This window comes from Brevundimonas intermedia, assembly GCF_027922165.1.
Lineage (GTDB): Bacteria > Pseudomonadota > Alphaproteobacteria > Caulobacterales > Caulobacteraceae > Brevundimonas > Brevundimonas intermedia.
In genome coordinates this window covers 120033-132681 of the sequence record NZ_BSFD01000001.1, presented here as the reverse complement: position 1 = coordinate 132681, position 12649 = coordinate 120033, and the positions used below count along the sequence as shown (strand labels likewise).

At 69.2% G+C, this 12649-nt stretch carries 10 protein-coding genes and 1 tRNA gene; all 11 read left to right on the top strand.

The genetic code is table 11. The annotated features are described in order from the left end of the window. Nucleotides 1-147 precede the first annotated feature (147 nt). The 11 genes from PKE72_RS00645 to murG all read left to right on the top strand — a co-directional run bounded on the left by PKE72_RS00645 (nt 148) and on the right by murG (nt 12643). Nucleotides 148-223: transfer RNA gene (locus PKE72_RS00645), tRNA-Ile, on the top strand. Between the two features lie 322 nt (nt 224-545). After that, on the top strand, nt 546-1022 hold the full coding sequence (locus tag PKE72_RS17550; protein ID WP_271163545.1) for a division/cell wall cluster transcriptional repressor MraZ: 477 nt from the start codon (nt 546-548) through the stop codon (nt 1020-1022). Next, the gene (gene rsmH, locus PKE72_RS00635; RefSeq protein ID WP_271163544.1) at nt 1019-1999 is read left to right on the top strand and encodes a 16S rRNA (cytosine(1402)-N(4))-methyltransferase RsmH; all 981 of its coding nucleotides are present in this window, start codon (nt 1019-1021) and stop codon (nt 1997-1999) included. The genes PKE72_RS17550 and rsmH overlap by 4 nt, the downstream gene beginning before the upstream one ends. Continuing rightward, a complete protein-coding gene (gene ftsL, locus PKE72_RS00630) occupies nt 1996-2451 on the top strand; it encodes a cell division protein FtsL (protein ID WP_271163543.1) in 456 nt (151 codons plus the stop codon). The genes rsmH and ftsL overlap by 4 nt, the downstream gene beginning before the upstream one ends. After that, on the top strand, nt 2448-4220 hold the full coding sequence (locus PKE72_RS00625; protein ID WP_271163542.1) for a peptidoglycan D,D-transpeptidase FtsI family protein: 1773 nt from the start codon (nt 2448-2450) through the stop codon (nt 4218-4220). The genes ftsL and PKE72_RS00625 overlap by 4 nt, the downstream gene beginning before the upstream one ends. Further along, nucleotides 4217-5677 (top strand): UDP-N-acetylmuramoyl-L-alanyl-D-glutamate--2,6-diaminopimelate ligase, encoded by a 1461-nt coding sequence (locus PKE72_RS00620; protein WP_271163541.1) that lies wholly within the window; start codon nt 4217-4219, stop codon nt 5675-5677. The genes PKE72_RS00625 and PKE72_RS00620 overlap by 4 nt, the downstream gene beginning before the upstream one ends. Next, nucleotides 5670-7100 (top strand): UDP-N-acetylmuramoyl-tripeptide--D-alanyl-D-alanine ligase, encoded by a 1431-nt coding sequence (locus PKE72_RS00615; RefSeq protein ID WP_271163540.1) that lies wholly within the window; start codon nt 5670-5672, stop codon nt 7098-7100. Before PKE72_RS00620 ends, PKE72_RS00615 begins: the two co-directional genes overlap by 8 nt. Nucleotides 7101-7110: 10 nt before the next feature. Next, a complete protein-coding gene (gene mraY, locus PKE72_RS00610) occupies nt 7111-8220 on the top strand; it encodes a phospho-N-acetylmuramoyl-pentapeptide-transferase (RefSeq protein ID WP_271163539.1) in 1110 nt (369 codons plus the stop codon). A 163-nt stretch (nt 8221-8383) separates the two neighbouring features. Further along, on the top strand, nt 8384-9901 hold the full coding sequence (locus tag PKE72_RS00605; RefSeq protein ID WP_271163538.1) for a Mur ligase family protein: 1518 nt from the start codon (nt 8384-8386) through the stop codon (nt 9899-9901). Next, a complete protein-coding gene (locus tag PKE72_RS00600; RefSeq protein WP_271163537.1) occupies nt 9898-11076 on the top strand; it encodes an FtsW/RodA/SpoVE family cell cycle protein in 1179 nt (392 codons plus the stop codon). The genes PKE72_RS00605 and PKE72_RS00600 overlap by 4 nt, the downstream gene beginning before the upstream one ends. Nucleotides 11077-11536: 460 nt before the next feature. Continuing rightward, nucleotides 11537-12643 (top strand): undecaprenyldiphospho-muramoylpentapeptide beta-N-acetylglucosaminyltransferase, encoded by a 1107-nt coding sequence (murG, locus tag PKE72_RS00595; RefSeq protein ID WP_271163536.1) that lies wholly within the window; start codon nt 11537-11539, stop codon nt 12641-12643. Nucleotides 12644-12649: the final 6 nt, after the last annotated feature.

The window sequence follows — 12649 nt, the reverse complement described above, 5'->3', positions numbered from 1 at the left end:
ACCAACGCCCGCGCTTCCATGTCGGTTTCCGTTCATCTTTGTGAATTCGCTGAAACATGCCGTCTGAGACCGCGCCTCTTGGCAAGCCGCATCCGCGCCTGCTAGGCGGTTCCTCCCGCCGCGCCGCGCCTTGGTCGCACGTCCTGGGGGCCTGTAGCTCAATGGTTAGAGCCGACCGCTCATAACGGTCTGGTTGGGGGTTCGAGTCCCTCCGGGCCTACCACTTCCGCCGACGCTGCGGCTTATCCCCGTCTTCCGTCGTTCTCTACGGCCCTGAGCGGCGATGGCCGTTAATCCCTTGTCCAGATCTTCCACCCACGTTCACACACAGGCTGTGAATACTTGCTGTGTTCTATGTATGTTCTGCTGTGCGGGTCGTGATTAGCCCGTCACACGTCAAGACATGGTTAAGTATCGTTACCCATCCCATTGAGACCCATTTCATCCCATGCTATCCCATTCCCATGATTTGGGGCTGAGAGGCGGGCGCGTCGGGCGTTCGTCAGGGCATCTAGGGGCGGGCCGAAGGGCTCGATGGACAGGGCGTGTTTCTCTCGACCTACGAGAAACAATTGGACGGCAAGCGCCGTCTCCTGATCCCTAACGATTTCCGCACGGCCGAAAATGGCGCCGCCGGCGGCGTGTTCATCTTTCCCTCCATCGAAGCGGACTGTCTGGAAGCAGGCGGCGACCGCCTGTTCGCCGTCTATGCCGAGATGATCGAGTCCCTGCCGTTCGGTTCCGAAGAGCGTTCGGCGCTGGAGTGGCAGGTGATGGGCGAGCAGGTGCGCCTGGCCTATGATTCCGGCGGCCGCATCACCCTGCCGGAAGGCCTGTGCGCCGAGGCGGGGCTGGAAGACACGGTCGTCATCGTCGGGCTGAACGACCGGTTCCAGATCTGGTCGCGCGAGAAATGGGCGGCCCGTCGCGCCGAGCAACGCGCCCTGGCCAAGGCCGGCATGGCCCAGATCGGCGCCCTGAAGCTGGCGGCGCAGATGAAGCTGGCGGGGGGCGGATCGTGACCGACGCCCCCCACAATGCACCCCACGCTCCCGTCCTGTTGGCCGAGGTGATCGAGGCGTTGAGCCCCGGTCCCGGCGATGTCGTGATCGACGCCACCTTCGGCGCAGGCGGCTACACCCGCGCTATCCTCGCGACCGGCGCCCAGGTCATCGGCCTGGATCGCGATCCGACGGTTCAGCCGCACGCCGATGCGGTCGCCAAGGACTTCCCTCGTCAGTTCCAACTGATCCGCACGCCCTTCTCGGGTCTGGCGGGCGCCTTCGCCGAAAGCGGCAAGGCCAAGCTGGACGGCGCCGTCTTCGACATCGGCGTTTCGTCGATGCAACTGGATCAGGCCGAGCGCGGCTTTTCCTTCATGCGCGACGGGCCGCTGGACATGCGGATGTCTGATGAAGGCGACACAGCCGCCGATCTCGTCAACGGCTGGGACCACGGTCCCCTGGCCCACATCTTCAAACTGTACGGCGAAGAACGCCAGTCGGGCCGCGTCGCCACCGCCATCCTGCGCCGCCGGGTCGAACGGCCGTTCACCCGCACCCTGGATCTGGCCGAGGTGGTCGAAAAGGCGCTGGGCGGGCGTCGCGGCGCGCCCATCCATCCGGCGACACGCGTGTTTCAGGCCCTGCGCATCGCGGTGAACGACGAGCTGGGCGAGCTGGAGCGCGGGCTGGAGGCGGCCGAAGCGAGCCTGGCGCCGGGCGGCCGTCTGGCGGTCGTCACCTTCCATTCGCTGGAAGACCGGATCGTCAAGAACTTCCTAACCGAGCGGACCGGCAACGCTCCGGCCGGATCGCGCCACGCCCCGATCGCGATCGATCCGCGCAAGCCCAGTTTCACCCTTCAGTTCAAGGGCGCGCGCGAGGCGGGCGACGATGAACGGTCGATCAATCCGCGCGCGCGCTCGGCCAAGCTGCGCGCCGCGGTCCGCACCGAGGCGCCGGCCTGGGCCTCGACGTCGGGGAGGGCTGCGGCATGACCACGGCGCCCTTCTTCGACTATTCGCGCAACGCCCTGCAGCGGTTGTTCGACTGGAAGGTCCGCGGCGTCCGCTGGATCGAGATCATCGGCGTGGCCCTGGTCGCGGTGATGATCGTCTCGGTCTATGCGGCCAAGGCGGCGGCGGCGCGCGAAAGCAGCCGCATCGCCCAGCTGGAACAGGACATTCGCGAAAACGGCCAGCGGGTCCGCCTGCTGCGCGCCGAGGTCGCCCGTCTGGAGCAGCCGGCGCGACTGGAGAACCTGTCGCGTCAGATCGGCCTGGCCCCGGTCGAGGTCCATCGTCAGGCCCAGGAGGCCCAGCTTCCCCAGCTGAAGGCGGCGCCCCGATCGGCGGCCCAGCCCGCGCCTCAGGCCGCTTCTGGGGCTGCGCCTGTCGTCGAAGCCGCTCCGGCGGATGTCGTCGTCGCCGCGCCGGGAGCGCAACGATGAGCGTCCAGGATCACCGCTATCACCGGCCCGCGCCGGGCGTGGACCTGCAGGGGCGGCTCTCGCCCTTTTGGCGAGGGTTGTCGGAACTGGTCTGGCGTCTGGAGCATGGGTTCGAGCGAGCCCGCGCCGACGCCCGGCCGGAAGAAGACACTCGCGTTCGCATCTTCCTGATCCTGATCGTCTTTTCCTGCGTCTTCGCCGGCCTCGCCATCGGCGCCTCCTACAAGGCCCTGTTCGGCGAGGCGGGCGGTCGCTGGGCCGGCGTCAATCCGAACGCGCTGGTGCGCGGCGACCTGACCGATCGCAACGGCGAGCTGCTGGCGACCAACATCGTTCACTATGGCCTCTATCTGGACCCGGCCGAGATCTGGGATCGCGACCTGGCCTTCCGTCAGTTGCGCCGCGCCCTGCCGCGCCTGCCTGCGGCGCGGCTGCACAAGGTGCTGGACGGGGATCGGCGCCTGATCGTCCTGACCGGGCTGACGCCTCAGGAAAAGGCGGCGGTTCACGACCTGGCTCTGGGCGGCGTGACCTTCGAGCCCGAGGATCGCCGCGCCTATCCGCTGGGAACCTCGGCTGTGCACCTGATCGGCGACGCCGACACGGGCGGGCAGGGGACCGCCGGCGCCGAACTGGCCTTCAACGACGAGATCCGCGCGGCGGGCCAGCGGGGCGAAAGCTTCCCCCTGTCCATCGACCTGCGGATCCAGGGCGTGGTTGAGAACGAGCTGGCCGCCGCCGCGATCCAGCATCAGGCCAAGGGCGCGGTCGCCATCGTCACCGACGTCCAGACCGGCGAGGTTCTGGGCATGGCCAGCTGGCCCAACTTCACCCAGGCCGACCGCCGCGCCGCGCCGGAAGGCGCGACCCTGAACCGCGCCGTCTCGGGCCACTATGAGATGGGGTCGGTGTTCAAGACCTTCACCGTCGCCGCCGGGCTCGACACCGGCCGGGCCGACATGAGCACCCTGTTCGACGCCTCCGAAGCCTTCCAGATCGGCGATCGCAAGATCAAGGACTTCCACGCCCAGAACCGGATCATGACGCTGGAGGAGGTCTACCTCCACTCGTCCAACATCGGCACCTCCCAGCTGGCGGTGCAGATGGGGCCGGACACGATGCGCGACTATTTCCGCCGTCTGGGCCTGCTGGACGCCGCCGGGATCGAGCTGAAGGAATCCGCGCGCCCGGTCCTGCCGCGTCGCTGGGACAACTCGACCCTGGCCTCCCTGTCGTTCGGCTATGGCATCATGATCACCCCGGCGCAGATGGTTCAGGCCATGGGCGCCCTGACCAACGGCGGGCGGATGGTGCCCCTGTCGTTGCGTCGCGGCGGCGCGCGGGGCGCCAAACCCCAGCAGATCGTCACCGAGGAGACCTCGCGCGCCGTTCTGGAACTCATGCGCGCCAATGTGGTCCGGGGCTCGGGCGGTTTCGCCGATGCGCCGGGCCTGCGGGTGGGCGGCAAGACGGGCTCGGCCAACAAGCTGGTCAACGGCCGCTATGATCCCAGCCATGCGCTGGGGTCCTTCGCCGCCGTCTTCCCGGTGGACGGGCCCCTCAACGGCAAACGCTACGCCGTCTTCGTTCTGATGGACGAGCCGGGGACCTATCCCAAGACCGGCGCCTATGTGGCCGCGCCCGCCGTGCGCAACATCGCCGACCGGATCGCCGGCTTCCTGGGCGTCGAGCGCCGCGCCGACCGCTGGCGCACGGCCACGGGCGAGAAGGTCGCGCAATACCAGGACGTGCAGGGGGACGGCCTGTGAGCGCGCTTCACCTGTCCGATCTGCTGCGCCGCGACCTGGCGTCCGACCCGATCATCACCGGCGTGACCTCCGACAGCCGCAAGGTCGCCCCGGGCGCCCTGTTCGTCGCCCTGCCGGGCACGGCGGCGGATGGCCGCGCCTTCATTCCCCAGGCCCTGGCCCAGGGGGCGGCCGCCGTTCTGGCACCGACCGATACGCCGGACAGCGCCGCGCCGGTGCTGGTGACGTCGGGCGACGTGCGCCGGGCCTACGCCATTGCGGCGCGCGGCTTCTACGGCGTCCAGCCCAAGACCTGCGTGGCGGTGACGGGCACCAACGGCAAGACCTCGGTCGCCGCCTTCTGCCGCCAGATCTGGGCTGGCCTGGGGCACAAGTCGGCCAGCATGGGCACCCTGGGCGTCGTCGGCCAGAAGGGCGACAAGACCTACGCCCTGACCGGCCCCGGCCTGACCAGCCCCGACGCCGCCGAGGCCGCCCGCCTGATGGCCGAGCTGGCCGCCAAGGACGTGACCCATGTGGCGGTCGAGGCCTCGTCCCACGGCATCGACCAGCGGCGTCTGGACGGCGTGGCGCTGAAAGCGGCGGCCTTCACCAACCTGACCCAGGACCATCTCGATTATCACGGCACGATGGAGGACTATCGCGCCGCCAAGCTGCGTCTGTTCGAGGCCCTGCTGCCGCGCGGGCGGACGGCGGTGCTGAACGCCGATTCCGACGCCTATTCCGCCTTCGCCGCCGCCTCGATTATGGCCGGACTGGGCGTGATGGGTGTGGGCGAGCGGGGGCGCGACCTGACGCTGATCGGCCGTCAGGCGACGCCGGAGGGGCAGCGCCTGACCCTGGACGTGCGCGGCGAGGTGCGCGACATCCTGCTGCCCCTGGCCGGCGCCTTCCAGGCCTCGAACGCCCTGGTGGCGGCGGGCCTGTGCATCGCGGCCGGCGACCGGCCTGATGAGGTGATCGGCGCTCTGGAAGGCCTGACCGGTGCGCAAGGCCGCCTGCAACGGATCGGCGGTGCCGAAACGCGAGGCGGCGAAGTCTATGTCGATTACGCCCATACGCCCGACGGGCTGGAGACGGTGTTGACAGCCCTGCGGCCCCACGCGACCGGCCGTCTGATCGTGGTCTTCGGCGCCGGCGGCGACCGGGATCGCGGCAAGCGGCCCTTGATGGGCGAGATCGCGGGCCGTCTGGCTGACGTCGCCATCGTCACCGACGACAATCCTCGCAGCGAAGACCCCGCCTCGATCCGCGCACAGGTCCGCGCGGGCTGCCCCGAAGGTGTCGAGATCGGCGACCGCCGCGCGGCCATCGAGGCGGCCATCGAAATGATGCGCGACGGGGATGTGGTGGTCATCGCCGGAAAAGGGCATGAACAGGGTCAGATCGTCGGCGGCGTCACCCACCCGTTCGACGACGCCACCGTTGCGTCCGAGGCCCTGTCGCTGAATGCCTGATCCATCCGCCCGCCCGCTCTGGACGGCCGCCGAAGTCGCCGCCGCCACGGGCGGCGTGCTGCACGGCGACGACCGCCCGATCACCGGCCTGACCTACAACAGCCGCGAGATCGTCCCCGGCGACCTGTTCCTGGCGCTGAAGGGCGCGCGCGACGGGCACGAGTTCGCCGCCTCCGCCTTCGCCGCCGGCGCCGCGACCGCCCTGGTCGAACACACGGTCGAGGGCGGCGCCCATGTGGTCGTGCCGGACACCCTGCACGGGCTGGAAGCCCTGGGTGTCGCCGCGCGCGAGCGCGCGCCTCATATCAAGCGCGGCGCCGTCACCGGCAGCGTCGGCAAGACCAGCGTGACCCAGGCCGTCAAGGCCGGCCTCGATCTGGCCGGGCCCGCCCATGCCTCGATCAAGAGCTACAACAACCATATCGGCGTGCCCCTGACCCTGGCCCGCATGCCGGTCGAGACCCGGCGCGCCGTGTTCGAGATCGGCATGAACGCTCCGGGCGAGATCGCTCCCCTGTCGAAGTTCGTCGCCCCCCACGCGGCCTGCGTCACTACTGTCGGCCCGGTCCACATCGAAGCCTTCGCCGACGGCGAGGCGGGCGTGGCGCGCGAGAAGGCCGCCATCTTCCAGGGGCTCGTCCCTGGCGGGACGGCGGTCGCGAACGGCGACGTGGCCTTCTCCGGCCTGTTGTGCGACGCGGCCAGGGCGGTTGGGGCGCGACTGGTCACCTTCGGGACCGACCCGGGCCATGACGCCCGCCTGCTGGATTTCCGCCCGGACGCCGAAGGGGCGACCGTCGCCGCCGAACTGTTCGGCCAGCCGCTGGAGTACCGCCTGGCCCAATCCGGCGCCCACTGGGGGCTGAACAGCCTGTGCGTCCTCTTGATGCTGGACGCCCTCGACGTCGAACTGGACACGGGGCTTCAGGCCCTGGCCGAGTTCCAGCCTCTCGCGGGCCGGGGCCAGACCCGCACCGTCGCCATCCCCGGCGGCGGCTTCACCCTGATCGACGAGAGCTACAACGCCAACCCCCTGTCGATGACCGCCGGGTTCAAGAGCCTGGGCGCCCGCCCCACGACCGGCCGCCGGATCGTGGTCCTGACCGACATGCTGGAGCTGGGTGACCAGAGCCGCGCCCTGCACGAAGGCCTGGCCCAGCCGATCGAGGCCGCCGGTCTGGATCTGGTCCACGCGGCGGGCCCCGAGATGCGTCATCTGTACGAGGCCCTGCCGGCCTCGCGGCGCGGCCTGTGGCGCGAAACCGCCGCCGAACTCGCCGCCGAGGCGTCCATGCTGGCGGCGGCCGGCGATATCGTCATGGTCAAGGGCTCGAACGGATCCAAGGCGTCCCTGGTCGCCAAGGCCCTGGCCGAGCTGCAAACCGCCCCTTCAAGCCCTGACACGCCGCCCGCGACCCGATAGAGACCCCCGCATGTTCTATCTTCTGTATCTCTATTACGCCGACGTCGCGCATCAGTACCCGCTGCTGAACCTGATCCAGTATCAGACCGTCCGCACCGCCCTGGCCCTGGCCACGGCGGCCATCGTCGCGGCGGCCATGGGCAGCCGCTTCATCAACTGGATCCGCGCCAAACAGGGCAAGGGCCAGCCGATCCGCGACGACGGCCCGGTCTCCCACCTGTCCAAGGTCGGCACCCCCACCATGGGCGGGCTGATGATCCTGGCCGGCATCGGCGTGGCGGTCTTCCTGTGGGGCGACCTGACCAACCCCTATATCTGGATCGTCTCGGGCGTGACGGCGGCCTTCGGGGTGCTGGGCTTCATCGACGACTACGCCAAGGTGACGAAACAGACCTCGGCCGGCCTGACCTCGAAACAGAAACTGCTGGCCCAGACGGTGGTGGCGGTGATCGCCGGGGTGCTGACCGTGCTGTGGATGACGGCCTCGCCGACCTCGCCGGGGCTTGAGACCTCGATCGCCTTCCCCTTCTTCAAGGCCGTGCTGCTGAACATCGGCTGGTTCTATGTGGCCTTCGCCGCCTTCACCATCGTCGGCTTCTCCAACGCCGTGAACCTGACCGACGGTCTGGACGGGCTGGCGACCGTGCCGGTGATGATGGCGGCGGGGGCGTTCGGGGTGATCTCCTACCTGGCCGGCAACTTCGTCTTCGCCCAGTATCTGCAGGTCCACCATGTGCCCGGCGCCGGTGAACTGGCCATCTTCTGCGCCGCCATGATCGGCGGGGGCGCGGGCTTCCTCTGGTACAACGCCCCTCCCGCCAAGATTTTCATGGGCGACACCGGGTCGCTGGCCCTCGGCGGCGCCCTGGGCGCCATCGCGGTCACCACCAAGCACGAACTGGTGCTGGGCATCGTCGGCGGCCTGTTCGTGATGGAGGCCGCCTCGGTCATGATCCAGGTCGGCTATTACAAGCTGACCAAGAAGCGCATCTTCCTGATGGCCCCGATCCACCACCATTTCGAGAAGATGGGCTGGCCGGAATCGACCGTCGTCATCCGCTTCTGGATCATCGCCGGCGCCCTGGCCCTGATCGGCCTGTCGACGCTGAAGCTGCGGTGAGCCGGCTCCCCCATCCTTCGTCATCCTCGGGCTTGACCCGAGCTTCGTCATCCTCGGGCTTGACCCGAGGATCGGGCGCCGGGCGGACTGTGCGCCTAGACGTTCGCACCAGCGGCGGATCCTCCGATCCTCGGGTCGAGCCCGAGGATGACGGGGGGCGGAAATGATCCCCGTTCCCGGCTATGAGGGCAGGCGGGTCGCGGTCTTCGGCCTGGGACGGTCGGGGATCACGGCCGCGCGCGCGCTGAAGGCCGGGGGCGCGATCCCTGTCCTGTGGGACGACGGCGTCTCGGGCCGGCTTCAAGCCCAGGCCGAGGGCTTCGTCGTCGAGGATCTGACGACCGCCGACTGGTCCGGCTTCGCCGCCCTGGTCCTGTCGCCCGGCGCCCCCCTGACCCATCCCAAACCGCACTGGACCGTGGACAAGGCGCGCGAGGCCGGCGTGCCGGTCGTCGGCGACATCGAACTGTTCGCCCGAGCCATCGCCGTCCTGCCGCAGGGGCAGCGGCCGAAGGTGGTGGCGATCACCGGCACCAACGGCAAGTCCACGACGACCGCCCTGATCGGCTGGGTGCTGCAACAGGCGGGCCTGACCGTCTATGTCGGCGGCAATATCGGCATCGGCGTCCTGGCCCTGCCGGAGCCGACGCCGGGCGCCGTCTATGTGATCGAGGTCTCCAGCTATCAGCTCGATCTGACGACCGGCTTCGCGCCGGACGTGGCGATCCTGACCAATGTCTCGCCCGACCACCTGGACCGGCATGGCGGGATGGAGGGCTATGTCGCGGCGAAGCGGCGGATCTTCGCCGCCCAGGGACCGGAAGCCGTGGCCCTGGTCGGAGTGGACGAAGACTGGGGGCAGGAGGTCGTGGAAACGCTCTCCGACGGCCGCCGCGCCATCACCCGCATCTCCACCCTTCCTTCTCCCCTTGCGGGAGAAGGTGGCTCGCGAAGCGAGACGGATGAGGGGTCGCTCCAGCGCTTGCCGTCCTCCGTCGTCGAGGCTGAACCAACCCCTCTTCCGAGCCCTTCGGGCCCACCTTCTCCCGCAAGGGGAGAAGGCTATGTGGCGCGAGCCGGGCAGATATTCCGTGATGGGGCGTTGATCGCCGACCTCTCCGCCGCCCGCTCTCTCCCCGGCCGCCATAACGCCCAGAACGCCGCCTTCGCCTATGCCGCCGCCCGCGCCCTGGGCGTGTCGCATGACGCCGCCGTCAAAGGCCTGCTGACCTTCCCCGGCCTGGCCCACCGCATGGAGGCCGTCGGCCATATCGGCCCGGTCCGCTTCATCAATGACTCCAAGGCCACCAACGCCGACGCCGCGCGTCAGGCCCTGGCCTCCTACCCCGCCGTCTTCTGGATCGCGGGCGGCAAGCCCAAAGACGGCGGCATCGACGACCTGACCGACCTCTTCCCGCGCGTGGCCAAGGCCTATCTGATCGGAGACGCCGCAGAGTCGTTCGCCACGACCTTGCGCGAGACCCCCCACGTCATCTCAAAGACCATGGACGCCGCCGTCGCCGCAGCCGCCGCCGACGCCCAGGCTGCGGGCGGCGACCAGATCGTGCTACTGTCGCCCGCCTGCGCCAGTTTCGACCAGTACCCCGACTTCGAGGTGCGGGGCGAGGCGTTCCGCGCCGTCGTGCTGGCTCTCGGCGCAACCCCGGAGACAGCCCGATGAGCGCCTCCTACACCCCCGCCTTCTCCCGCAACGACCAGAGCCCGGTCGCCCAGTGGTTCTGGACCGTGGATCGCGGCCTGCTCGGCGCGGCCCTGGCGCTGATGGGGCTGGGCGTGGCGCTGAGTTTCGCCTCCAGCCCGGCCGCCATCCTGGCCGATGAATCCATCACCGACCCCTTCCACTATTCCTGGCGGATGATGGTCTTCTCGGGCCTGGGCCTGACCCTGATGCTGACCAGTTCGCTGCTGTCGCCGCGCGGGGTGCGCCGCATCGCCGTCCTGGCCCTCTTCGGCGCCATCCTCGTGATGATGGCCCTGCCGTTTATCGGCGACACGGTGAAGGGCGCCGCGCGCTGGGTCAATTTCGGCCCCTTCAGCCTGCAACCGTCCGAGTTCGCCAAGCCCGGCCTGATCGTCTTCGCCGCCTGGATGTTCGCCGAGGCGCAGAAGGGGCAGGGGGTGCCCGGCGTCACCATCGCCTTCGGCTTCTACGCCCTGACCGTATGCCTGCTGCTGATCCAGCCGGACATCGGTCAGACCCTGCTGATCACCACCACCTTCATGGCCGTCTTCTTCATGGCCGGGGTGCCGTTCAAATGGATGGCGGTCCTGGCCAGCGCCGGCATGGCGGGTCTGGTGTCGCTCTATTTCGTCTTCGGCCACATGCGCGACCGCCTCAGCCGCTTCTTCTCGCCCGAGACCACCGACACCCATCAGATCGACGCCGCCTCGGAAGCCATTCGCGCCGGCGGCCTGGTCGGACGCGGCGTGGGCGAGGGGGTGATGAAACGTCACGTCCCCGATCTGCACACCGACTTCATCTATTCGGTCGGCGCCGAGGAGTTCGGCCTGGTGCTCAGCCTGACCATGATCGGCCTGTACGCCTTCATCGTGGTGCGCGGCATGCGCCGGGCCATGAAGCTGACCGACCCGTTCGAGCAGACGGCGGCGGCGGGTCTGTTCATGCTGATCGGGCTTCAGGCCTGTATCAATGTGGCGGTGAACCTGAACCTGATCCCGACCAAGGGCATGACCCTGCCCTTCATCAGTTACGGCGGTTCGTCCATGCTGGCCATGGGCCTGACCATGGGCTTCGCCCTGGCCCTGACGCGTCGTCGGCCGGGGGCGTATGAGCCGGGCGCCAGCCTGGCGCGGCCGGGGCGGCGGTTGCTGTAACGCGCTTTCTCTTCTTTCGTCATTCCGGGCGAAGCGCAGCGGAGACCCGGAACCCAGCGGCGGGCGCGAGCGCGAACCTGTTGCAGACGAGGGGCCAAACATCGAGCGGCGTACGCATCGCCTTCGGCGCCGCTGGGTCCCCCGGTCTGCGCCGCGAAGGCGCGGCTTGCCGAAGGATGACGAAAGAGGGGGAGTGCGAACGCGCACAATCTGCATCGCAAATGTCAGCTTTATCAAGGCGCTGACCACGCCGACTCCTCTTCTGCCTACCACCCCCGACAATCGTGCCATCCTGTCGCCTTCGGAGGATGAGGATAAAAGGCGTGGCTTTAATGAGTGCAGATCGTACGTGGCGCTTTTGGCGCTTTGGCGCTTTGTCACCCTGTTTTCGTGCCACGCCCCCCGTGTCCCTGCGGCCAATTGAGACTATGCAGACACAGCCTTTCGGAGACCGCCCCTGATGTCCAAACTCTGCGTCGTCGCCGCCGGTGGAACCGGCGGACACATGTTCCCGGCCGAGGCCCTGGCGCGGGAACTGGCCGCGCGCGGCTGGCGCGTGGTGCTGGCGACCGATCATCGCGGCGAGCAATACGCCCACGCCTTCCCGGCAGAGGAACGGCTGGCCCTGGATGCGGCGACCGGCTCCGGGCCGCTGGGTCTGGTCAAGGCGGGCGTCGCCATCTTCAAGGGGGTGATGCAGGCGCGCGAGGCTTTCGACCGGCTGGGTGCGGACGTAGTCGTCGGCTTCGGCGGCTATCCGTCGGCCCCGGCCCTGGTGGCGGCGGTGACGTCGCAACGCCCGACCGTCATCCATGAGCAGAACGCGGTCCTGGGCCGCACCAACCGCATCCTGGCCCCCTATGTCGGCGAGGTCGCCTCGTCCTTCCCGACGCTGGAGCGGGCGCCGGCCAAGGTGCAGGGCCGGTCGCACGTAGTCGGCTCGCCCGTGCGCGCCGAGATCCGCACCCTGTTCGACCGCCCCTATGCCGCTCCGGTCGAGGGCGGTCCGATCCATGTCCTGGTGACCGGCGGCAGCCAGGGCGCCCGCATCCTGTCCGAGACCACGCCTCGCGCCCTGGCGGCTCTGCCCGAGGCCCTGCGCCGTCGCCTGAAGGTGCAGCAGCAGTCGCGGCCCGAGACGTTGGAGACCGCCCGCCAGATCTATCTGGAAGCCGGGATCGAGGCCGAGGTCGCGCCCTTCTTCCGCGACATGGCCGAACGCCTGTCCAAGGCGCATCTGATCGTCGGCCGTTCCGGCGCCTCGACCTGCGCCGAACTGGCGGTCGCGGCCCTGCCGTCGGTGCTGATCCCGCTGAAGATCGCCATGGACGACCACCAGCGCCTGAACGCCAAGGCGCTGGTCGACGCCGGGGCGGCGGAGATGGTGCTGGAAGACGACCTGACGGTTCAGGGCCTGACCGCGACCCTGGACGCCCTGCTGTCGGACCCCGCCCGCCTGTCGTCCATGTCGGCGGCGGCCCGCTCGGTCGCCATACCCGACGCCGCCGAACGCCTGGCCGATCTGGTGGAGGCGACGGCGGGAAAGGGTCAACCGCAACGGACCTGATGCGTT

Coding starts and splice junctions, on each gene's coding strand:
- ftsL (WP_271163543.1), top strand. CDS start 1,996: ATGACCACGGCGCCCTTCTTCGACTATTCGCGCAACGCCCTGCAGCGG.
- PKE72_RS00625 (WP_271163542.1), top strand. CDS start 2,448: ATGAGCGTCCAGGATCACCGCTATCACCGGCCCGCGCCGGGCGTGGAC.
- PKE72_RS00615 (WP_271163540.1), top strand. CDS start 5,670: ATGCCTGATCCATCCGCCCGCCCGCTCTGGACGGCCGCCGAAGTCGCC.
- mraY (WP_271163539.1), top strand. CDS start 7,111: ATGTTCTATCTTCTGTATCTCTATTACGCCGACGTCGCGCATCAGTAC.
- PKE72_RS00605 (WP_271163538.1), top strand. CDS start 8,384: ATGATCCCCGTTCCCGGCTATGAGGGCAGGCGGGTCGCGGTCTTCGGC.
- PKE72_RS00600 (WP_271163537.1), top strand. CDS start 9,898: ATGAGCGCCTCCTACACCCCCGCCTTCTCCCGCAACGACCAGAGCCCG.
- murG (WP_271163536.1), top strand. CDS start 11,537: ATGTCCAAACTCTGCGTCGTCGCCGCCGGTGGAACCGGCGGACACATG.